The 22,532-nt window shown below is 55.5% G+C and carries 17 protein-coding genes and 2 pseudogenes; 12 read left to right on the top strand and 7 right to left on the bottom strand.

The genetic code is table 11. The features are described from left to right. The first annotated feature begins 409 nt into the window (after window positions 1–409). Complete coding sequence (locus tag ACM110_RS15845; protein ID WP_416128521.1) at window positions 410–4,486, top strand: molybdopterin-dependent oxidoreductase; 4,077 nt, start codon at window positions 410–412, stop codon at window positions 4,484–4,486. A 124-nt stretch (window positions 4,487–4,610) separates the two neighbouring features. Here ACM110_RS15845 and ACM110_RS15840 read toward each other — a convergent pair whose 3' ends face one another. Then, window positions 4,611–5,249: a zinc-binding dehydrogenase gene (locus ACM110_RS15840; RefSeq protein ID WP_416128520.1), complete on the bottom strand. Its 639-nt coding sequence runs from the start codon at window positions 5,247–5,249 to the stop codon at window positions 4,611–4,613. A gap of 527 nt (window positions 5,250–5,776) precedes the next feature. Here ACM110_RS15840 and ACM110_RS15835 point away from each other — a divergent pair. After that, window positions 5,777–6,685: a LysR family transcriptional regulator gene (locus ACM110_RS15835; RefSeq protein WP_416128519.1), complete on the top strand. Its 909-nt coding sequence runs from the start codon at window positions 5,777–5,779 to the stop codon at window positions 6,683–6,685. A gap of 13 nt (window positions 6,686–6,698) precedes the next feature. Here the strand turns inward: ACM110_RS15835 and ACM110_RS15830 are convergent. Together ACM110_RS15830 and ACM110_RS15825 are read right to left on the bottom strand one after the other, a co-directional pair. Then, a pseudogene (locus tag ACM110_RS15830) lies at window positions 6,699–7,488 on the bottom strand (carboxymuconolactone decarboxylase family protein). Next, complete coding sequence (locus ACM110_RS15825; RefSeq protein ID WP_416128518.1) at window positions 7,485–7,976, bottom strand: cupin domain-containing protein; 492 nt, start codon at window positions 7,974–7,976, stop codon at window positions 7,485–7,487. The pseudogene ACM110_RS15830 and the gene ACM110_RS15825 overlap by 4 nt, the downstream one beginning before the upstream one ends. 520 nt (window positions 7,977–8,496) lie before the next feature. Between ACM110_RS15825 and ACM110_RS15820 the strand changes: the two genes are divergently transcribed. The 3 genes from ACM110_RS15820 to ACM110_RS15810 all read left to right on the top strand — a co-directional run bounded on the left by ACM110_RS15820 (window position 8,497) and on the right by ACM110_RS15810 (window position 12,305). Further along, window positions 8,497–9,261, top strand: coding sequence for an SDR family NAD(P)-dependent oxidoreductase (locus ACM110_RS15820; protein ID WP_416128517.1), 765 nt, complete (start codon window positions 8,497–8,499; stop codon window positions 9,259–9,261). Between the two features lie 137 nt (window positions 9,262–9,398). Further along, window positions 9,399–11,777, top strand: coding sequence for a membrane-bound PQQ-dependent dehydrogenase, glucose/quinate/shikimate family (locus tag ACM110_RS15815; RefSeq protein ID WP_416128516.1), 2,379 nt, complete (start codon window positions 9,399–9,401; stop codon window positions 11,775–11,777). A 96-nt stretch (window positions 11,778–11,873) separates the two neighbouring features. After that, window positions 11,874–12,305, top strand: coding sequence for a cupin domain-containing protein (locus ACM110_RS15810; protein ID WP_416128515.1), 432 nt, complete (start codon window positions 11,874–11,876; stop codon window positions 12,303–12,305). 79 nt (window positions 12,306–12,384) lie between these two features. On the opposite strand, the gene ACM110_RS15805 is transcribed toward ACM110_RS15810, so the two are convergent. Continuing rightward, window positions 12,385–13,281, bottom strand: coding sequence for a LysR family transcriptional regulator (locus ACM110_RS15805; RefSeq protein WP_416128514.1), 897 nt, complete (start codon window positions 13,279–13,281; stop codon window positions 12,385–12,387). 165 nt (window positions 13,282–13,446) lie between these two features. Between ACM110_RS15805 and ACM110_RS15800 the strand changes: the two genes are divergently transcribed. The 4 genes from ACM110_RS15800 to ACM110_RS15785 all read left to right on the top strand — a co-directional run bounded on the left by ACM110_RS15800 (window position 13,447) and on the right by ACM110_RS15785 (window position 16,970). Continuing rightward, on the top strand, window positions 13,447–14,640 hold the full coding sequence (locus ACM110_RS15800; RefSeq protein ID WP_416128513.1) for an MFS transporter: 1,194 nt from the start codon (window positions 13,447–13,449) through the stop codon (window positions 14,638–14,640). Window positions 14,641–14,730: 90 nt separating this feature from the next. Continuing rightward, a complete protein-coding gene (locus ACM110_RS15795) occupies window positions 14,731–15,405 on the top strand; it encodes an alpha/beta hydrolase (RefSeq protein ID WP_416128512.1) in 675 nt (224 codons plus the stop codon). A gap of 85 nt (window positions 15,406–15,490) precedes the next feature. After that, window positions 15,491–15,742, top strand: a complete 252-nt coding sequence (locus ACM110_RS15790) for an alpha/beta hydrolase (protein ID WP_416128511.1) — start codon at window positions 15,491–15,493, stop codon at window positions 15,740–15,742. Window positions 15,743–15,998: 256 nt separating this feature from the next. Further along, window positions 15,999–16,970 carry a quinone oxidoreductase family protein gene (locus ACM110_RS15785; RefSeq protein WP_416128510.1) on the top strand — a complete coding sequence of 324 codons (972 nt, stop codon included), beginning with the start codon at window positions 15,999–16,001 and terminating at the stop codon, window positions 16,968–16,970. A gap of 190 nt (window positions 16,971–17,160) precedes the next feature. Here ACM110_RS15785 and ACM110_RS15780 read toward each other — a convergent pair whose 3' ends face one another. Beyond that, complete coding sequence (locus tag ACM110_RS15780) at window positions 17,161–18,201, bottom strand: hypothetical protein (protein ID WP_416128509.1); 1,041 nt, start codon at window positions 18,199–18,201, stop codon at window positions 17,161–17,163. A gap of 112 nt (window positions 18,202–18,313) precedes the next feature. On the opposite strand from ACM110_RS15780, the gene ACM110_RS15775 reads away from it, so the two are divergent. The 3 genes from ACM110_RS15775 to istB all read left to right on the top strand — a co-directional run bounded on the left by ACM110_RS15775 (window position 18,314) and on the right by istB (window position 21,148). Next, window positions 18,314–18,601, top strand: coding sequence for a hypothetical protein (locus ACM110_RS15775; RefSeq protein ID WP_416128508.1), 288 nt, complete (start codon window positions 18,314–18,316; stop codon window positions 18,599–18,601). A gap of 259 nt (window positions 18,602–18,860) precedes the next feature. Beyond that, complete coding sequence (istA, locus tag ACM110_RS15770; RefSeq protein ID WP_416128507.1) at window positions 18,861–20,408, top strand: IS21 family transposase; 1,548 nt, start codon at window positions 18,861–18,863, stop codon at window positions 20,406–20,408. After that, the gene (gene istB / locus ACM110_RS15765) at window positions 20,405–21,148 is read left to right on the top strand and encodes an IS21-like element helper ATPase IstB (protein WP_416128506.1); all 744 of its coding nucleotides are present in this window, start codon (window positions 20,405–20,407) and stop codon (window positions 21,146–21,148) included. Before istA ends, istB begins: the two co-directional genes overlap by 4 nt. A 347-nt stretch (window positions 21,149–21,495) precedes the next feature. Here the strand turns inward: istB and ACM110_RS15760 are convergent. After that, window positions 21,496–21,718, bottom strand: a pseudogene (locus tag ACM110_RS15760) (inositol monophosphatase family protein); the annotation flags it as partial. 423 nt (window positions 21,719–22,141) lie between these two features. Then, window positions 22,142–22,351 carry a hypothetical protein gene (locus ACM110_RS15755; RefSeq protein ID WP_416128505.1) on the bottom strand — a complete coding sequence of 70 codons (210 nt, stop codon included), beginning with the start codon at window positions 22,349–22,351 and terminating at the stop codon, window positions 22,142–22,144. Window positions 22,352–22,532: the final 181 nt, after the last annotated feature.

Below are 22,532 nucleotides of genomic sequence, written 5' to 3'. Positions count from 1 at the left end.
GGTTTACGACTGCTGCGCAGCCTGCGTTCGGCTGCGCAGCAGTCGTAAACCCGATGCACCCGATATGCCTGATGTGCCGCGTAGTCTGTCTTTGCGACTGCTGCGCAGCCTGCGTTCGGCTGCGCCAGCTGCTACGGATCGCGTTATGGCTTGAGCTGGTGCATCCAGTCCGAACATCGCAATAAAAAAGTGCACGTAGCGCTTATGTCTTAACCATTAACCCCGTCGAAAGCCACTACAGCCAAGCTTCCCAGGTTCTGGCCCGCTGCTTGCAAACACCCGTTACGCAGTCAACGCAGATTGCACCCTATACGACAAAGGCGCCGTGTAGCCCCCGTTTCGACGGAGGGCCGCATGGCGCCTTTTGCGTTTGCGGGCCGATCAGCTGGCAAAGTTTCGAGGGACGAGGATGGCAGACAAAACCGTACGCAGCGTGTGCCCCTATTGTGGTGTGGGCTGCGGCATCGTCATGCAGGTCGAAGGCAACCGGGTGGTCAAGGTCTCCGGAGACAAGACGCATCCGACGAACTTTGGCCGGCTCTGCACCAAGGGCACGACTTGCGGGCAAGCGATTGCCGACTCCGGACGGATGGAAAACGCTTACTTGCGCCAAGCGCGTGACCGCGACCCGGTGCGGGTCGCCATGGACCAGGCCATCAGCGAAACCGCCAGCAGACTGCGCGACATGCTCGACCTCCACGGGCCGGATGCGTTGGCCTTTTATGTGTCGGGACAAATGTCGCTGGAAGCGCAATACCTGATCAACAAACTGGCCAAGGGTTTTGTCCGCACCAACAACATCGAATCCAATTCGCGCCTGTGTATGGCCAGCGCAGGCAGCGGCTACAAACTCTCGCTGGGTTCCGACGGGCCACCTGGTTCCTACGAAGACTTCGACCGCGCGGACCTGTTCTTCGTGATCGGTGCCAACATGGCCGACTGTCACCCGATCCTGTTTCTGCGCATGATGGACCGGGTCAAGGCCGGGGCCAGACTGATCGTGGTCGATCCACGACGCAGCGCCACGGCAGACAAGGCCGGCCTGTTCCTGCAAATCCGCCCCGGCACCGATCTGGCACTGCTCAATGGCTTGCTGCATCTGCTGGTGAAAAACGGCCATACCGACCCGGACTTCATCGCCTCGTTCACCGAAGGCTGGGAGGTGATGCCCGAGTTCCTCGAAGACTACGCACCGGACAAGGTCGCCGCCCTCACCGGCCTCGCCGAAGCCGACATTCGCCAAACGGCGCAATGGATCGGTGAAGCGGCCGAGTGGATGAGTTGCTGGACGATGGGGCTCAACCAAAGCACCCACGGCACCTGGAACACCAATGCCCTGTGCAACCTGCACTTGGCCACCGGCGCAATCTGCCGGCCGGGCAGCGGCCCGTTTTCCCTGACAGGGCAACCGAATGCCATGGGCGGACGGGAAATGGGCTACATGGGCCCAGGCCTGCCCGGCCAGCGTTCGGTACTGGTAGAGGCTGACCGGACGTTCATCGAAAACATGTGGCGCATCCCCGCCGACAGCCTGCCGCGCACGGTGGGCGCTGGCACCGTCGACATGTTCGAGCAAATGGCCGCAGGCCGGATCAAGGCCTGCTGGATCATCTGCACCAACCCCGTGGCGTCGGTGCCCAACCGGCGCAAAGTGATCGAGGGCTTGCAGGCCGCCGAACTGGTCATCACCCAGGACGCCTACCTCGACACCGAGACCAATCGCTACGCCGACATCCTCCTGCCCGGCGCACTGTGGGCCGAGGCCGAAGGGGTGATGATCAACTCCGAGCGCAACCTGACGCTGATGCAAAAAGCCGTGGAGCCGCCCGGCGAGGCGCTCGCCGACTGGCAGATCATCGCCCGGGTCGCTTGTGAAATGGGCTTCGCCGAGGCGTTCACCTACAGCTGTGCTTCCGAGGTGTTCGAAGAGATCAAACAGGCCTGGAATCCCAAGACCGGTTATGACATTCGTGGCGCGAGTTACACGCGCCTGCGGGAAAAACCGCTGCAATGGCCGTGTGCGGAAAACGACGCCGAAGAACGCCATCCGGTTCGCTACCAGAACGATGGCGTGAGCCAAACGCTCAAGGTCGAGGCCGATGGCAGCCGTCCCGCCATTGTCTTCGCCACCGAGCGCGGCAAGGGCATATTCCTCGCCCGCCCGCACATGCCGCCTGCGGAAATGCCGAATGAAGCGTTCCCCTTTGTCCTCAACACCGGGCGCTTGCAGCACCAGTGGCACACCCTGACCAAGACCGGCAAGGTCGCGACCCTGAACAAGCTCAACCCCGGCCCCTTCGTCGAGATCCATCCGGAAGATGCCGCCAGTCTCGGCATTCGTGACAAGGACCACGTCGAGGTGCGCTCTCAACGTGGCCGCGCCGTGTTGCCGGCCGTGGTCACCGACCGGGTGCGCCAGGGCAACTGCTTTGCGCCTTTCCACTGGAACGATGTGTTCGGGGAAAACCTCGCGATCAACGCGGTGACCCACGACGCAGTCGACCCGATTTCTCTGCAGCCGGAATTCAAGTTCTGCGCCGTCGCCCTGCAACGGGTAGAGCTGATCGAGCATCAGTTTCTCGAAATCCCGGAACCTGTCGCCGACAACCTTTCCCCCTTACCCGAGGAGCCTGTCATGTCGAGTATCGAAGCCTTTGCCGATATCGCCGGCATCAGTCGCCTGCCCTCTCCCGCGCTTAATGACCGTGAGCGTCTTTATCTGGCTGGCTTTGTCAGTGGCCTGCAATCTACTGCGGGCCGGCAGGCGTTGGGCGTTCCGGTGCTGCCTGCCAACGCGCCGCTAGCGGCTGACACGCGACTTTGGCTGGACGGTGTGTTGGGTGGTTTGTTCAGTCGGGCGGACAGCACCGACGCGACACATTCGATGGTCGATAGCAAACCAATCCTGACGCTGTTGTGGGCCTCGCAAACAGGCAATGCCGAAGCCCTGGCCGAACGTTTTACCGTACGTTTGCGCGATGCTGGAATCGCTGTCGAGTTGAGCGCGATGGCCGATTTCCCCGCAAGCAAACTCGCCAGTACGCAAACCCTGGCGCTGATCAGCAGCACCTTCGGCGACGGCGATGCGCCGGACAACGGCGAAGGTTTCTGGCAAACCTTGAACCGCGCAGAAACACGCCTGGAATCCCTGCGTTATGCGGTGCTGGCCTTGGGTGATCCCAACTACGACCAGTTCTGCCAGCACGGTAAAAAACTCGATCAACGTCTCCAGGAATTGGGCGCCACGCGGCTGATGGAACGAGTCGATTGCGATACCGAGTTCGAAGCGCGTGCGGATCAGTGGCTGGCGGAACTTCAGAAAACCCTGCAACCGGTCACGGTCGAACCGACACCGAGCGTTGTCGTTAGCCCTGTCTCGACGCCGTGCAAGACCAAACCTTTTGCCTCTCGATTACTGAACAACCTGCACCTGAACCAGCAGAGCGCGAACAAGGAAACCCGCATGTTTTCCCTGGCGCTCGCCGACTCCGGGTTGAGCTATGAAGCCGGCGATGCTCTGGGTGTTTTGCCTCGCAACTGCCCGGAGCTGGTCGGTGAAATGCTGCAACTGACGAGCCTTGGCGCCGACACCCTGGTCAAGGTCGACAAGGTCGGTGAGCTGCCATTGAGCCAGGCATTGACCGAGCATTTCGAGATCGCCCGGCCCAACAGCGACACCCTGGCGTTCATCGCTGAACGCAGCCGCAACCCGGCGTTGAAACAGCTGCTGGGCGGTGAGCGCAAGGCTGAACTGAAAGACTGGCTCTGGGGCCGGCAACTGGCGGACGTGTTGCAGGAGTTTCCCGTCGACTGCTCGGCCAGTGAACTACTCGGAACCCTCAAGCGCCTGCAACCTCGGCTGTATTCGATTGCCTCCAGCCCCAAGGCACACCCGCAGGAAGTCCATCTCACCGTGGCCGCCGTGCGCTACGGCAAACGCAAAGGCGTGTCCTCGACCTTTCTCGCCGACCGCGCAGAGAGCGCAGACGTGCCGGTGTTCGTCCAGCCGTCGAAGCACTTTCGCCCACCGGCCGATGGCAACCTGCCGATGATCATGATCGGCCCCGGCACCGGCGTGGCGCCATTTCGCGCTTTCCTGCAAGAACGCCGCGCACGGGGTGACAGCGGCAAGAACTGGCTGTTCTTCGGCGAACAACACGCGGCCAGCGATTTCTACTATCGCGATGAACTGCAAGGCATGCAGCGCGATGGCCTGCTGACGGAACTCAGCCTGGCGTTCTCCCGCGATCAAGCGCAGAAAATCTACGTGCAGGACCGCATCCGCGAACAGGGTGCCGAGTTGTGGCATTGGCTACAGGAAGGTGCGCAGTTGTACATCTGCGGCGATGCCAGTTGCATGGCCAAGGATGTCGACCAGGCCTTGCGCCGGGTCGCGCAGGATCACGGTGGACTGTGCACGGAAGGCGCTGCGGATTACTGGCGTCAGTTGAGTGAGCAGAAGCGCTATTTGCGGGATGTTTACTGAAAAAATGTGGGAGCGGGCTTGCTCGCGAAAGCGGTGGACCAGTCGACATCAATAGTGACTGACACTCCGTCTTCGCGAGCAGGACCGCTCCCACAGGTTTGCGCTGTTTCCGTCTGATGGATGATCAAGCAAGCACGACCACCATTTTCCCGCCCGCCTCGTTCGCTTCCATCACGCGATGCGCCTCATGAATCTCTTCAAACCGGAAAACCCGCGATGGTTTGACGTCCAGGCGCCCTGCCGCCACGTCCTGGGCGATGGCCTGCAAGGGCACGTCCGCCAGTGGGAACCCAGTGGTACCAAACACAAAGCTGCCGAAAAAGGTGAGGTAGACCCCGCTCGCCATTTGCAGCAATGGATTGAAATCAGCGATCGGTGCCAGCCCACCCAACCATCCCGCCAGGCACACTTTGCCGCCCCGACGCACGATCGTCAGTGAATCAAGCACTGTGCTGTTGCCGACCAGATCCAGTACCGCGTCGAACTGTCCCGACTCGACGATTCGACCGGACAACCCGGCGCCCGCCAGCTCCACGCGCACGGCGCCCAACGCTTCGAGCATGGCAAAGCGCTCAGCGTTACGCGATGTCGCTACCACGTGTGCACCGGCGTTGACGGCCAGTTTCACCGCTGCCTGACCGAACGAAGAGGTCGCGCCTCTGATCAGCAATTTTTGCCCTGGCGCCAGCTCAAGATTACGAAACAGGCAGGTCCATGCAGTCGCATAGGTTTCCGGAATGGCGGCCAGTTCTGACCATGGCAAATCGGCCTCGATCAACGCCACATTCGACACTGGGGCCCGAGTGTATTGCGCGTAGCTGCCGTTGATTGTGTAATTGCATCGATTTGACCACCTGTTTGCATTCGACTTGACCAGTCATTTGCATTCGACTTGACCAGGCCATTGCATTCATGAGGGCCATCCTATTCAAGCTAAAATATCTTCAACGAGTTCAGCTTTAAGGTGCATTCCAGCGATGCTCACCGGGGCCATGGGGAATAAGGTATTGGACGGGTGTGGCGAGTGTGAGTAGCGAAATCTGGCGATATAGGCTGCGAGGTGTCTGCCTCTTCGACGGCTGAAGGCCGTTAGCCTTAGTGACCTTCCGTGTTACGGCTTAGGTTGCGAGTGCCAGGCGTAATCCCTTGAGAATAATGCTGAGCCAAATCTGATAGTAGGTTGAGGCATACTCAGCAGTGAGGTGCCAAATGGTGGGTAAAATCCCTATGGCTGCCGCATCCAATACTTAAGCAGCAGCCATACTATCAAGCCACCGGATGGGAAACAGCATGCAGGTCAGCCGAGCCAACCTTGCCGATTTTGTATTTTTTTTGGCCATTGCCAGGCACAAAAGCTTCAGTCGTGCCGGACAAGATGTTGGTATTAGCGCTTCAGCATTGAGCCATGCAATCAAAGGTCTGGAGACACGTCTCGGTGTTCGCCTTCTTAACCGAACCACCCGCAGCGTCACGCTAACAGCCGCCGGTGAAGAGCTTCACAGCGTAATCAGCGTGCCAATGGACGAGATCGGTCAAGCCATGGAAGCCCTCAATCGCTTCCGCGACGAGCCAACCGGCCGCATTCGACTGAACACCCTGAGCGATGCCGCCGATCTTCTCCTCGGCCCTGTTTTGCCAGTATTCAATGACCGCTATCCTGAAATCCAGATCGACTTGACGGTGACCAATTTGATCGTCGACGTGATCGGGGGCGGCCATGACGCAGGCATCCGATATGGCGGTACGGTACCGGAGGATATGATTGCTCAGCGCTTGTCTCCGGACATCCGGTGGGTAGTGGCAGGTACTGCCGACTATCTCGAAAGGTTTGGTGTTCCTACACACCCCACCGATTTGCTCAAACACCGCTGCCTGCGCATTCGGTTGGGAAACGGGTGCATGTACGATTGGGAGTTCGACAAGGATGGCGAGCATCTCGCCATCGCTGTGCCAGGCGTTATCACCATCGACGAGACACGTGTCGGTCTGTCGCTAGTACGCCGAGGTGCCGGCTTGATGTACGCGCCGGAGCCAGCGATGGCGGCCTTGGTGGAATGCGGTGACGTGGTTAGGGTATTGGATGATTGGGCCAGCGTAGCACCAGGATTCCACATGTACTACTCAAGCCACCGGCAGCTTCCCATGGGCCTTCGCCTGCTCATCGACTTGATTCGTGAGCTTGATCCGTTAGGGGCGTGAGCGACTTTCTCGGTCAGGTTTTCCTGCGGCTGGCAAACACTTCGTTAACCACCGGTACTGCCGTAAACACATTTGGCCAGCCCGCGTAGAACGCGAGCTGCGTCAACATTTCCGAGGCTTCGCTCTGGGTGAGGCCATTGTCCATGGCACGGTTCAGGTGAGCGCCAAGTTGAGCAACCTGGCCGGTGGCTATCAGCGCGCTCACTGTAATCAAGCTGCGGTCACGGGGGAGCAAGGCCGGGCCGTAGCCATAAGTCGTGGAACAACGCAGTGCTGGTGTACTGCACCAGCCCAGGGGACACCGGGCCAACCGTCTTGTCGACAAAGGTTGTACGGACCTTTTCCGAGACCTCATCGATAGGCAAGAGTCTTGGGGAGACCGGTGGTAGCTGATCCTGCGTGATATCGCGCGCTGCGAATACCTCCTTAGCGATAAGTACGGTAGCCGTTGCGTTCCCCCAGCCCGTATAAAACGCTAGATGGTTGATGACTTCAGACAGTTCGGCGGATTTTACACCGTTATCAAGTGCCAGATTGAAGTGATAAGCCATTTCAACCGTTTGCTGTTTGGAAATCAGCACCGCCAAAGTCACAAGACTGCGGTCACGCGGCGACAGGCCAGGACGCTTCCAAACTTCGCCCAGTAGAGTCGATTCAGTGTTATGCGCCAGCGCTGGTGATACTGCGCGCATGTCTGCCAGGCTCGGAACTGTCGAATGCGACGCACTAGTGGTCCGGTCAGAGGTGGTGCATGCCGCGAGCAGCATTGATAGTGAGGCCAAGCTCGCCTTCTTGATGTTCATCGCGACGCCTCGTATTGCGCTTCGCTAACAGGCTCCATCCACTCGACGTTTTTGCCGTCCAGCGACTCCTGGATTGCGATATGGGTCATGCCAGTAGTCGCAGTGGCTCCATGCCAATGCTTCACTCCTGGAGGCGTCCAGATTACGTCGCCTGGCTTGATGACGATTTTTTCTCCGCCCTCCTGTTGAACCCAACCTGTTCCTGCCGTCACCACCAGCGTTTGGCCAAGTGGGTGGGTATGCCATATTGATCGAGCGCCAGGTTGAAATGTCACCGCACCGGCTGAAACTTTCGATGGCGCGCGGACAGGAAACAGAGGGTCGATCCGAGCATTACCAACGAAGTTAGCGGGTGCGCCTTGGATGGACGCTTGCTCTCCGTTCCTAGCGACGCTCATTGATTGGTCTTTAGCGCTGTCATCAGCGCACGCAAACGCTGAGGCCATCAAAACGGCGACAAGCGCACTCACAGAAACGAGGGTTTGCATGGTTCAGCTCCTGCTCACTAGCGGTCGAACTGACAAAGCTAGTACATGGCCGATCCTTGGACTACCTGCCAAAAACCACATGAAATACTGAGCAGAACTCATTAATGGTTCTGTTCTGTTAACGCTGCCTCGCAAAGCCTTGTACAGCCTGCTTTTCACCTAATTGTTGAGTGCTACTCAGCAGATCATCCCGTTTACCCTAGGTATTCATCGCCACCTACGTTGGCTAGTTTGAAAAGACGTAATCAATAACGAGCATGCGGTAGCAGTTGCAAACTCTTCAAACCGAGGCGTAACGATGACTCCACGACCTCTTTGCGGTGCCACGATCAGTTTACTCGTGGTTCCGGGACTCGAAGCGGATGCCACTTCGGCAGCGCCATTAAATGGGGCAACGAAAGCCGGCAAATGAACAGGCAGCAGGCTGAGCTAGCCAACGTCATCAAGACGGATGAGCGCTTTCTGCTAACTGGGTCATACGCATCTCCAACTAAACCAATTTGCTATTGAGTAATCACAAATGGGCTTTTCTTTTGAAAACAAGGTTGCGCTGGTCACCGGCGCAGCGTCGGGGATTGGCTTGGCCACAGCCAAGGCATTCGCGGCAGCCGGCGCATCCGTTGCTCTGGCAGACATCAATAAAGATGCTGCTTGCGCTGCTGCTGAGGCCTTGGTCAAAGCAGGCTTTCAGGCAATTGGCATTGGCTGCGACGTTGGGGACATCGATCAGGTGAAAGCTATGGTGGATGAAACCGTCTCGACCTTTGGCCGTCTCGACGCTGCTTTCAACAATGCGGGCATCCAGAACATTCTCGCAGAGGTCGCTGATGCGACTGTGGAAGATTACGACAAAGTCATGTCTATCAACCTTCGCGGCGTGTGGAGTTGCATGAAGTATGAACTTCAATACATGCGCCGACAGGGCAGCGGAACCATCGTCAACTGCTCCTCTTTGGGCGGGCTAGTAGGCGGTGCCGAGCGGGCCAATTACCACGCTGCAAAACATGGGGTTATCGGTCTGACCAAAAGCGCTGCGCTTGAATATGCCGCGCGCAACATCCGCATCAACGCCGTATGCCCTGGACTGATCTGGACTCCAATGGCCGACCAGATGGTCGCAGCAGGTCAGGGTGAGGCTTTGGAAGCGATGATGAAAAGCGTACCTATGGGCCGTCATGGCCTACCTGAGGAAATCGCCGACGCGGTGTTGTGGCTGAGCAGTTCCACCTCAAGTTATGTGACCGGACAATCCATCTCAGTGGATGGCGGTTTCATCATGCGTTAAGACGATGCAATGGGTCTGCGTGCAGTAAAAGCGCGCAACTCCTGAGCCACAGCATGAACCCGGTTTCATTAAGGACGGCTCTTTTACAGTCGTCGGTAGGGTTGCGCTTGAAATCCAGTTAAAGGAATAAGAATCCGATGTCATCAACCAACGTCTCGAAGATGAACAGCGTTTTCCTGATTATCCTGGGTACAGTGATTTTATTAGTAGGCCTGTTCCTGCTGGTAGGCGGTGGATATCTCATCACCCTTGGCGGTTCTTGGTATTTCGCGATCGCAGGTTTGGGTCTAACCCTTAGCGGAGCCTTCGTGATACAGCGCCGTCTGATCGGTGCAGTGCTCTATCTTGTCGTGTTCGCGGCGTCCATCATTTGGTCGCTGTGGGATGTGGGGTTCGCGTTCTGGCCGCTGTATTCGCGTCTGTTCGCACTAGCAGCACTCGCTCTCGTCGTGCTGGTGGCGATGCCACACTTTTATGGGCGTGGGCCACGAGCACCTGCTCCGTTGGCCTATACGGGCGCTGCGATAGTTGCTCTCAGCCTGATCGTGACTTTCTATTATGCCTTGCAGCCGCAGCCTATACAGACGGCTGATAACGCGCCCGCGCCAGTACCTGGCAGGGCAGTGGGAAGAGTCCAGCCAGCGACTGATTGGCGCTATTTTGGCCATACGCCTTCTGGGACTCGTCACGCTCTGGTGGACCAAATCACTCCCAGCAATGTCGCAGACCTTAAGGTTGCCTGGACCTACCAGACCGGAGAAATTCCCAAAGGCAGCCAAGGCCACGTGGTCACGCCGCTTCACGTCAACGGCGTTCTTTATGGCTGCACTCAATCCAGCCAGCTGTTTGCACTGGATGCCGACTCGGGCAAGGAGATCTGGCACCACAACTCCAAAGCACAGGCCAACAATGTCTACCCAAGATGTCGAGGCGTGGGTTACTACGACGCCGCGCCAGCGCTTACGACAGCGTCGTCGCAGACGGCCACGGCAGCGTGTACGCGTCGGATCATTGCGACTACTGTCGATGCCCGCTTGATCGCTGTCGATGCGCAGACAGGCCAGTCATGCGTAGACTTCGGCGAAGGTGGCGGCGTGAGTCTGCGCATTGGCATGGGCAGTCCTGAACAGGAGCTTTATTTCCCTACTGCTGCACCGACCGTAGTACGAGATCTGGTAGTAGTGGGTGGTCTCGTTTGGGACAACCAGACAACGGGCGAACCCTCCGGCGTGGTCCGCGCCTTCAATGTGCAAACAGGGGCTTTGGTCTGGGCATGGGATTTGGGAAATCCGGCTATCACCCGAGAGCCGCCTCCGGGGCAAAGCTACACGGCCGGCACGCCGAATGTGTGGTCGACGCCAGCCTTCGATGACGCGTTGGGTCTGATTTACTTGCCGACCGGTAATGCAACCCCGGACTTCTGGGGGGGTCATCGCTCAGAGGCGGACGACCGCTATTCGTCCTCCATCGTTGCGCTGGATATTGCTACCGGACGCGAGCGGTGGCGTTTCCAGACCGTTCATCACGACCGTTGGGACTATGACGTGCCTTCACAGCCAGCACTGTACGACGTCCCTGATGGTCATGGAGGGACACTCCCTGCTCTTATCCAAACGACCAAGCGTGGCCAGATTTTCATGCTTGATCGACGTAATGGTGCACCCATCGCGCAAGTCGAAGAGCACCCCGTCCCGCAAGGAGGCGTTGCAGATGATCGAAGTTCTCCGACCCAGCCCTACTCTGTCGGTATGCCGACCATAGGCACAGAACCACTGAGTGAAAAACGGATGTGGGGACTTACTCCGCTGGATCAGTTGATTTGCCGGATCGATTTTCGTAAAGCCCGGTATGAGGGTGAGTTCACGCCACCAAGCGAGCGGCTGACGATTCAGTATCCGAGCTGGCTCGGAGGTATGAACTGGGGCTCTGTTTCCATTGCCGAGAACCTCGGCTACATGATCGTTAACGACACCCGTGTTGCGATCTGGAACCGCATGATTCCACGCGCTGCCTATGACGAGAAAACCCTTAGCGGCGGTGGCCATGAAGGCAACGCCCCCCAAGTGGGAACGCCATGGGGTATCGAGCAGGGGCGTTTCCTTTCACCGCTGGGTATTCCTTGCCAGGAACCACCGTATGGAACCATCAGCGCTATCGACTTGGCCACCCGCAAAGTCGCTTGGTCGACACCGCTCGGCACCACCGAGCAAACGGGGCCGTTCGGTATTGCCACACACTTGCCTATGCCAATTGGCATGCCGACGCGTGGAGGTCCCATCACCACCTCCAGCGGCTTAGTGTTTATGGCTGGAACCCAGGACTTCTACATTCGTGCGCTGGATGTCCGCACTGGCAAGGAATTATGGAAAGGGCGATTGCCGGTTGGAGCGGAAGCGACACCGATGACTTACGTGTCGCCGAAAACCGGAAGACAGTTCGTCGTCATAAGCGCTGGTGGTAACTCGGCAACGACACAGAAAGGCGACTACGTGGTTGCGTATGCGCTACCCGAATAGCAAGTTTTGGCGTCATTGTTCGGCGAGATATCTGATATGCGCGGGGCTGATCCCGACCGCGTAATTGCAACCCTTTGGGGTTCTGGAGAGGAAACAATGGAACTTAAACGTGCAGGTTCTCAACCATCTGTTAAAGGCCCCGAAGAATGGTTCACTGGAACCGTTCGGATTGACCCGCTCAACTTCCCACCTGAGCCCGCGCGCGTCTCGGTAGCGAGTGTGACCTTTGAGCCGGGCGCTCGCACCGCTTGGCATACTCACCCATTAGGCCAGACGCTCATCGTCACCTCAGGGTGCGGTTGGACCCAATGTGAGGGCGAGCCAATAGTTGAGATTCGGGCGGGCGACGTCATCTGGTGTTCACCGGGACATAAGCACTGGCACGGTGCGTCCATGACTACCTCAATGACGCATATTGCCGTGCAAGAAGCATTAAATGGCAAGAATGTTGAGTGGCTAGAGAAGGTCACCGATGAACAATATCAGGTTGGTCCAGGCGCAAGCGTTGCCCCGCCTCACAACCACTGACAATGTAAGGCCTGGCCGTAGGAAACGTGTTGTGGGTTGCGCCTATCAGCGGAACTCCGATCACCACCGTCGGCCAGGTTCATTTACCTCGATACCTCACCGCATCCACGAACGCGGTGAAGGCGGATGAGGCTTGTCGCCGGTTCGGGTAATAAAGGTGAAAGCCTTGGAAGTAGGGGCACCACTCCGGCATCACTTCTTGAAGCCTGCCATCAGCGAGATATGGCTTGGCCATGAAATCGGGCACATACGCCAGTCCGATACCGTCGAGGGCACCGTTGACGACATGAATCATGCTGTTGGCGGTCAGTTGGCCGGTCACCCGAATATTGAGCTTCCGGTCACCATTCTCGAATTCCCATGCATAGCACCCGCCATCCATCGTGTGACGGATGTTAATGCAATTATGCTGGGTTAAATCCTGCGGAATGACTGGAGCTGCATGGCGGGCGAAGTATGCCGGTGCTCCCACCACAACCAAGCGCCAATCCGGACTGACTCGAACAGCGATCATGTCTTTGCTGATTGATTCGCCTAAGCGTATGCCTGCATCGAAACGGTCGGTCACGATATTGGTGAAGCCGTAATCGATACTGATTTCCACACTGATATCGGGGTACTGCTCAAGAAAGCTTGTAAGCATCGGTCTGATGATGCTTTCAGCTGCATCGTCCGAGCAAGTCACTCGGATCCTTCCCGCTGGTTTATCTCGCAGTTCACCGAGCATTTCGACTTCGGCAGTGATCTGGTCGAACAGCGGCCCGATCGAGAGCATCAACTTTTCGCCAGCTTCGGTGGGGGCCACGTTTCTCGTAGTTCGCGCAAGCAGGCGCACCCCCAAACGCGACTCCAGCCCTCTGATCGTGTGACTCAAGGCTGAGGGTGTGACGCCCAGCTTTGCGGCGGCCTTCGTGAAACTTTGATCACGGGCAACGGCGAGAAAGGCTTGTAGATCGTTGATCTTGGGCGCGCTCATTACTGATGTTTTCTCATTACTACATGAAAACTATGGTGGCTAATCACAGTAATGGTTTCACCTTAAGCTGTCATTCAAATTCGGAATCCATCTGTCTCCCCCCACTGAAGCCGCGTCGTTCGCACTTTAGCTGACATGGATACAGATCCATGAGGTAAACGATATATGACCACATTTGATGCCACGCTTGGGCGAGCTACGTCCGCTTCACATCCACCCGCATGGGGCGCCGTTTTTTCAATGGCGCTGTGCGTTGTTGTACTGATCGCCTCAGAGTTCATGCCGGTCAGCCTCCTCACACCAATTGCGCAGGATCTGGGGATTAGCCAGGGCCAAGCTGGCCAGGCTATTTCGATCTCGGGTTTTTTCGCAGTACTCACCAGCTTGCTGAACACGCCGCTGACGGGACGATTTGACCGGAAAAAGGTCCTGCTCGGCTTCAGTCTGCTTCTGACAGTCTCGGGTTTGATCGTCACCTTTGCGCACAACGGATTGATGTTCATGACCGGGCGGGCATTGTTGGGGGTGGCCATCGGGGGTTTCTGGTCGATGTCCACCGCAACAGTCATGAAGCTTGTCCCTAAAAATTCCGTCGCAAAGGGATTAGCACTCATCAATGGCGGCAACGCATTAGCCGCTACCGTTGCTGCTCCATTGGGCAGTTTCCTGGGTCAATACATTGGATGGAGGGGGTCCTTTTTCCTGGTAGTGCCCCTGGCGGTCTTAGCTTTCGCTTGGCAGTGGGCAAGTATTCCTGCAATGCGCAGCGAGCCTAGTGCCCGCTCCAGCAACCCGTTCCGACTGCTGGGAAACTCCCAGGTCGCAATTGGGATGCTCGCAATCATGCTGTTGTTCATGGGCCAGTTTGCTGTCTTCACCTATCTTCGCCCGTTCCTTGAAACGATCACGCAGGTGAGCGTGACCACTCTGTCTCTTATGTTGCTGCTGTTGGGTGTTTTCGGGGTGATTGGCACCTACCTGATAGGGGCGCTCCTGCAACACCGTATGTATGCGTACCTGATCGGAATTCCGTTATCGATGGCATTGGTTTCCGCGGTTTTGATAGCTATGGGCAGTTCGACGTTGGCAGTGGGATTTCTGCTTGCCGCTTGGGGGCTAGTCGCTACTCCAGCGCCAGTAGCGTGGGGTCTTTGGTTGAGCAAAACGCTTCCAGATGATGCTGAGGCAGGGGGCGGTCTGATGGTAGCTACGATCCAGTTGGCTATCACCTTGGGCGCAGGCTTAGGCGGATTTATGTTCGACGCCCTGGGCTGGTGGAGCCCATTTGCATTCGGAGTTGCTGCTCTAGCTGCCTCCGCAGCATTTGCCTGGGCTGCCCTTCGCAACGCTCACCCATAAAAAACAAGCAGATCATTGGGTTGCACAGGGCGCTGGACAAAGCACCCTGGCTGTTTGGTTATCTCTTGAACCGATATAGAGGGACGTATCATGAAACACATCATTGCAGCGATGGCACTGGGCGCAAGCGTAGCCACTGGTGGCAGCTACGCGGCTGAAGACGAAAAATGGGATAAAACCTTCCCGCGCAGCGATAAGGTTACTGTGGAGAAGGTTAGCTTCAAAAACAGGATCAATCTTTCTGTTGTGGGTGACCTGTACTTGCCTAAAGGTTTGGATAAGACTCAGAAGCACGCGGCGATTATCGTCGGTCACCCGTTCGGCGGCGTGAAGGAACAGACCGCAGGTCTATACGCGCAGCGTATGGCTGAGGAAGGGTTTGTTACCCTCGCTTTTGATGCCTCTTTTGGTGGTGAAAGCGGTGGTGAGCCCCGCCACATTTCTTCACCTGAAATCTACACCGAGGACTTTAGCGCTGCGGTCGACTTTATCGGCACTCGACCGTTTGTGAGCAAAGAGAAAATCGGAATTATTGGTATTTGTGGCTTCGGCGGCTTTGCTGTCAGCGCAGGTCAGATTGATCCACGCATGAAGGCGATCGCTACCGTATCGATGTACGACATGGGCCGCGCTCGTCGCCAAGGTCTAGCGCCAAACGTCGACAAAGCTCAAGTAGCAGCAACGTTGAAAGCCATTGGTGAGCAGCGCTGGGCTGAGTTTGAAGACGGTGCGGTACGAGCCAGGCGTTCCTACGGCTCTGAATAAAGACTCCTACGAAGTCGAAAAGGAATTCTTTGATTATTACCGTACGCCAAGAGGCCAGCATCCACGTGCCTCGACGGATATGTCGATGACCAGCACTGGGCCGCTGTTGAATTTCTACCCTTTTGAGCATATCGCCAATATCTCTCCTCGGCCGCTGCTGTTCATTGCAGGTGCGCATGCACATTCGCGGTTTTTCAGCGAGGAGGCCTACGCGCTTGCCGCAGAACCCAAGGAGCTTTACATCGTTCCTGGTGCGGGGCATGTCGATCTCTACGACAAGGTCAACCTTATTCCTTTCGATAAGTTGACGAATTTCTTCCTGCAATATCTGGACTGATTTCGAGCTGACGCAACGTCCTCATAGACTGCGGTGACGTCGGTCGCATTGGTTGGGGGCGTTGCTGAAGTCGTCCGAAAATCTGATTTGGAAGTTTCAATCATTCATAAAAGGGCAGCTGCGTCAGATGCTCACCGGATTTAGGGTATGTGCTTGTCGGGCGCCCCTGAACCCAGGGCCCTAATTTCAGCGTATCCAGTTTGATGTGATGCTTCCGTAATCATCTGTAGATTTTGACAATGAAAAGGCGAATGACATGAAAGGAATACGAATCCACCAACACGGTGGTCCGGACGTCCTCTCCTTCGAGGACATCGAGCTTGCGCCACTTCAGCGAGGGCAAGTTCTTGTTCGCAACCGAGCGATTGGCGTCAACTTCGTCGATACCTATCTTCGTACAGGCGCATTTTCTCCGCCTTGTCTCCCGTTCACTCCAGGCAAGGAAGGTGCTGGAGAAGTCGTTGCAGTAGGTGATGGGGTCACGGAATTCGCTCCGGGCGACCGAGTTGCCTACGTCGAGACGTTGGGCGCATATGCCGAACAATGCGTTGTATCCGAACATTTCCTTGTGCGTCTTCCAGAGGCAATCGATTTCGAAACAGCCGCTGCCTCGATGCTAAAGGGGCTGACTGCGCAGTACCTTCTGCGTCGCACCTTTCGAGTTGAGCCGGGTCACACGGTTCTTATCCATGCAGCCGCGGGCGGTGTGGGGCTCATCTTGTCGCAATGGGCGAAGCATTTGGGCGCCATGGTCATTGGTACCGTTGGATCACCCGAAAAAACTGAAATCGCGTCTAAGCACGGCTGCGACCACGTCATTAATTATGGCGAGGAAGACTTCGCCGAGCGCGTCCGCGAGATCACCCAAGGCGAAGGATGTGATGTTGTGTATGACGGTGTTGGGAAGGCCACGTTCCCTGCTTCGCTTGACTGCTTGAAGCCCATGGGATGCTTTGTGAGCTTCGGCGTTTCATCAGGCCCTATCGAGTCATTCAACATCATGATGCTGGCGGAGAAAGGATCGTTGTACGCCACTTGGCCGGTACTGACCCAATACCTCGCCAAGCGGGAGGACCTGGTCTCGATGAGTCAGGAACTCTTTGACGTTATTGGTAGCAGTGCGGTGGTCATACGCATTCATGATAAGTTGCCGCTTGCTGAGGCAGCAACGGCGCATCGATTGATCGAATCGAGGAAGATCGTAGGAGGCACCGTTCTTTTGCCATGAGCCTAGTACTTGAACGTAAAACGCGGCTCTACATGAACACTGCCGCACACGTTGATCAGGCCGAATGCAAGCGGGTTGGTCTGACGAATACAAATGGCTGGTCAGTGGTTATGCAAAGGATTGGTCAAGCATTTACACACATCGGCGATTTCGACGATAGAATCCGCTGAGCTTTTTCATATGAGGTCCCTCACAGCAACAGATCTACCGGCGGGAAGGGCTCTGACCGCCCTTCAAGAATACAGTTCCAACCCCACGTTCGAAGAGCAGAGGCACGCTCGAAATCTTTGACAAGTTCAGCGGGAATGTCCTTAGCATCAAGCCTAAGTTCAAATTGGGGTTTCATGGCGTACTCAACGTCAAAGCCCATCTTCCCGTGAATCAGTCTCTGCATAGTTTTGGTCCGCTGGGGCCAACTCAGGCTTTTCCCTCGCGTGTTTTCATTCTGATAAACCATCGCGTTCAAATGCGCTGATGCATGTACGTAGTCGCTACCGTTCATCCAAATTTTTAAATGAGGTAAAATCCCCAGGGGCAGGATGTGCTCAATGATCCAGTCCAAGAACGGAAGTGCGATATGTCGAGCTTGGAGTTCAATACTAATCATTAAAAGTGCATTATGCAGCGTAAGTGCTATTTTTACAGCAGTCACACTGCGCTTTTGCTGAGTGGCTTCAAGTACCAAACAAATCAGACAAGCTACACAGTCGAGACTGACTCGCTTTTCAAGTTTATCCAACAGCCGTTGCGTGACGGGTTCGCGCCTTGAGTACGCGGACAATCCTGAAAACCCTGACGAAAATATTACAGTTTGAACGTCGACGCTCAGTGTTCTCATATAGGCGTCTGTATCAATTTTGTTTTGGCCCACGCATCGCATTATCTCCCAGAGGGGGTGTTCTAACTCTCGAGTTGAACCTGGAGCGAGAAGCTCAACGCGTTTAAGTGTTTTTGACTTCGGGGTATTTAGATCTTTCTCGTATCCTGACCATTTGCTCCGATAATGACGGATCGTCCCATTACTATTTCTTTGAAACGATTCCTTCTCGAAATGCCGCTCCAGTGCATACGCGGAAGAAAGGGACGTGCGCTGCTTCAGGCCTTCGTACCAATAGCGAACTCGTAGCGTTTCGATAGGGCATCGCCGGGAATCGTTTTTTTCACAAAAAAAGTTCCGCATTTCATGTGAAAACGCCAAGTAGATTTCAACTATTCTATGGAAATCAGTCATCTACAACGACTCCAAAAAATCCCGTACCGTAAAAAATGTAGAAGTCTTACGGCTGGAAGGCAAGAGCTCTGTTAATTAACATGAAGCGTGACTACACAGGACAAGCCGCGTCATGCAAGAACACATCGAGATAGAGACTCTTGCCTCCGAATTGGAGGACGACCTAGTAGACCGCTACGGGCTCATGCTCGGGAGTACCGCGTTGTGGCGGGAATTGGGCTACGCGTCGCATGAGGCTTTTCGCAAGGCCAAACAGCGAGGGCGAATCGAAGTGCCTTTGTTCGATGTGCCAAACCGGCGCGGGTCTTTTGCTCTATCAAAAGAAGTTGCAACCTGGATTGCCAAACAGCGCTTTGCACCTCCAAAGCAGGCGGAAGCAATGCAAAAAGAGGTGCAATGAAGTGATCGATACGATCAGCCATGGAAAGAGGAGGTAGCGACATGAAAGGTGACTGAACCGCAACACGGTGGTTCAGGAGCACAAAAAAGCCCGGGGTTGGCGCCCCAGGCTTTTTTTGGTTATGTCAGGTTTCGAGTCCAGGACATGGCCATTCTGTGTTCCCCCGCGTTCGGCGTCAAGCCGACCAAACCCCGTTCATCTGTAAATTTCACACGGCGCGATTTGTGAGGCGTTCACACGCCTGTCGCGGGGAGAAACGATGAGGTTACCAATAGAGAGACAACGCGAGGTGCTACGCCTTGCGGCAGATAACAAGCTATCCAACCGGGCCGTTGGCCGGTTAGCGAAGGTATCTCACAATACGGTTCGCACACTCCGAGATCAGTTGAAGCAAAGCGGCGAAACCTGGGAAAGTCTCAGGCCACTCGACAATAAAGCGTTTACAGCTCGGCTGTGCGACCCAAGAGGACCAATCAACAGGAAGGTTTGTCCGCAGTGGCTGGAAGTACACGACCAGCTTCGATTGCCTGACATGACACTGGAACTGTTGTGGCAGGAGTTTAGGGAAAAAGAGCCTTCTGGCGTTTCATATGCTCAGTTCACCCGCCTTTACCGAAGCTGGCTGAATACGCAAAAGGTCAGCATGAGACAGGTGCACCTGCCGGGTGACAAGATGTTCGTTGACTTTTGCGGACGAACGATGCGTATAAAAGATTCAGTAACAGGTGCGGTCAGCACCGCTCAAATTTTCGTCGCTACTTTGGGAGCCTCTGGATACATATTTGCGACAGCAGTAGCAAGTCAGACAACTCAAGATTGGTTACGTTGCCACGTGCGTGCATTAGAGTTCTTTGAGGGGGTGCCCAGGTTTGTGGTTCCCGACAACTTGAAAGCTGCGGTGCTCAAATCGACGCGTGACCAACTTGTATTGAATCGTGCATATTCCGAGCTTTCAGAACACTACGGAGTAACCATTACACCTGCGAGGCCTCGCAAGCCCAAAGACAAATCTTTGGGCGAAATTGGCGTTCAGATTGTACAGAGATTTATTCTTGCCAGACTCCGAGCACGTACATTTTTCTCACTAGATGAGCTTAATGAGCAAATTGCTTATTGGGTTGGCGTTTTGAACGACAGAGTGACTCGAACTTATCCAAAAAGTAGGATGGTACGCTTTCTTGAAATTGAATCTCCAGCTTTGCAACCACTTCCCGAGAGGGGCTACAACTATAGCCAATGGATTTACCATGTTCGGGTCGGTAGCGATTACCACGTTGAATTCAATCAGCATAATTATTCAGTCCCATATCACTTCGCCAATCAAGTTGTTGATCTACGCGTAAATGATGAGTGGCTTGAAGTCTGCTTCCAACGGCAAATCATCAGCACTCACCGGGTGGAACTTAGCCGGGGTGTCAGCACATTACGAGAACATCTGTCGCCCAACCATGGGCATTTTCAGGATTCTCAGCCGGAGATGTTGTTAGCTTGGGCACAGAGTATCGGTCCAGAAACCCTGTATTACGTCAAAAAAAATCTCGATGACAGGAGGGACTTTGCCACAGGGCTTCGGGCTGTAGTCGCTCTCAGACGCGACGTGCGCAAAGGACAGATTGTATCGTCTCGACTGGAATCGGCTTGTGCCTACGCCAACTCGCTCAACATCCTGAGTTCGGAACGACTACGGTCAATTTTACGTAACGGGTCTGACCGGCGACCCGTGTTGAGAATTTCAACGCCGCTCATTGAGCACTCAAACATTCGCGGCGCCCAGTACTACGCCACGCAGGGAGACGAGCCGGTATGAAACATGTATTAAACACCGCACAAGGGCTGCTGAACCTTGGATTGAGTGGAATGGCGATCGCGTATGAGCGCCAGCTCGAAGAGCCCGCAATGCTTAAACAGCCTTTCGATACGAGGCTTGGTCTGATGATGGAGGCGGAGACATCTCAGCGCGAGACCAGAAAAATTGAGCGACTACTCAAGGCAGCCAAACTTCGCGAGTCGGAAGCGACCCTCGAAAATATTGAGTTCAAAGCTAATCGAGGCCTTGATCGTAACGAGATCATGACCTTGAGTGAATGCGAGTGGCTGCGACGGCGGCAAAACATAATTATCACTGGTGCAACCGGCACAGGGAAAACCTGGTTGGCTTGTGCCTTTGGAAACCAAGCCTGCCGGCTTGGGTCACATACGGTTTATCGCACCGCCACAAAGTTATTCGAAGAAATATCCCTTTCTTACGCGGATCACACGCTCCCAAAACTACGCCGCCAGTTGATCCGGGCCGAGCTCTTGATCATTGATGATCTTGGTATCGGTGGAATTGATACGCAGCTTGGTCCTTTCCTCCTGGATGTCATTGATCAACAGTCTCAGAACGGCTCTCTGCTGATCACCAGCCAATACCCGAAGGAGAAGTGGTACGACCTGTTTACTGACCCAACGATTGCGGACGCTATCCTTGACCGCATCGTACACAAATCTCACGTTATTCAGCTCAAGGGAGAATCTATGCGCAGGGTCAAAAGTAGAAAGCACTGAGGCTCTCGCCCAACGGAAGGATCGTTTGGTGTTACGGCGAGTAGCGATGAAGTCAATGGCACTGCGAGTGGTCAAGTCGAATGCAAACGCTTGGTCAGATGCCATGCAATCATTTGTTTGATAGCACTATTTTCCGTGGTGCCTAGCCCGAATCGGTGGGTCGGCTGCCTGTCATACATCATCGCTGCCTCGGGGACATTCCTTGAGCGGTTTATTAGCCTTGAGGAACATTATGTCTAGCCCAGATCTTTCAGAACTACTCGCTCAAGTAACTGAAATAATTGAACGGGCAGGCGCTCTGCTCTCCGAAGAGTGGAGTCGTCCGGATGGACCTCGTGGTCGGGGTGTCGACCGTTGCGAATCAAGTGGGATTTGCCCTCCGCCCAACTGATGCAATCGGGTCGTCCCTCAGAAGGCACTGGTACGTATACAACCCCGAGCACGGGGATGGTGTTATGCAGCAGCCCAACCGATATCGCTGATCTTCAAGCCCTTCAAGAAATCACTTGTGCCATCGTTAGGGTCTACAACCCAACACTAGGCATGTTCAGTAAGGACATGCCTCGTCTCTACAAGATGTGCGTCTCGATGATAAACAGCTTTCGAGCGAGAGCATGATCATGGTTAGTGCAGAAGCGGTGAGTAACCCTGAACTCAATTGAGAACTGTGTGCTCCAGGGCACTTCCATGCACTGCCATCGATCGCATACAGACTGCCAAGGGCGGCCGCAGGTGAAGGAATATGCGGCGTCTCTCTCTACGCTGTTCCAGCGCATGACGCTGTGGATGGGCATACGCTGTTGAGAGGTGCCGGAAGCGTATTACTGGGTGAAAACGGAGTCGCCATACGCTATGCGACAGAGGCAAAAATGGCGACTGTTTCGCAACGCTGCTTTGGTGAATCACCTTCAGCATGTCGCGAATTGATAACTCGTGAATGGGAACGAGTGTTCGGGGGCGAGCGCCAAGGATAATAAGCTAGACGAACAACCGTCAGAACGGGTCAGGACCAGGCTCGACACCAGTAAACGTGATTTCTACTGGCTCACCTTCACGTTGCCAAGCCAGTTGATAGAGCAGCCATTGGTGTTCCCCCTCACAGCGATCTGCCACGAGCAATAGGGTCCAGCCAGCCCTCAGTAATCGATTGGCGTTTTCCTCGCTGCGGGTGCTGATCAACGTTTTCGTCTGCTCGATGCCCACGCTAAATGTTCCTTCACCTCAACATGATCGTTCTGAAGGCCAACCTCCAGGGTAGCCTATTCCCCAGATTACGCTGAGACGAATTCCACTGCCAGTCGGCCCAGGCACGGTGGAAGATCAAATCAAATCCGCCTGGTCAAGTCGAATGCAAATGACTGGTCAAGTCGAATGCAAACAGGTG

Source organism: Pseudomonas sp. NFX98 (genome assembly GCF_047784845.1).
Classification (GTDB): domain Bacteria; phylum Pseudomonadota; class Gammaproteobacteria; order Pseudomonadales; family Pseudomonadaceae; genus Aquipseudomonas.
This window is presented reverse-complemented; position numbering and strand designations above follow the sequence as displayed.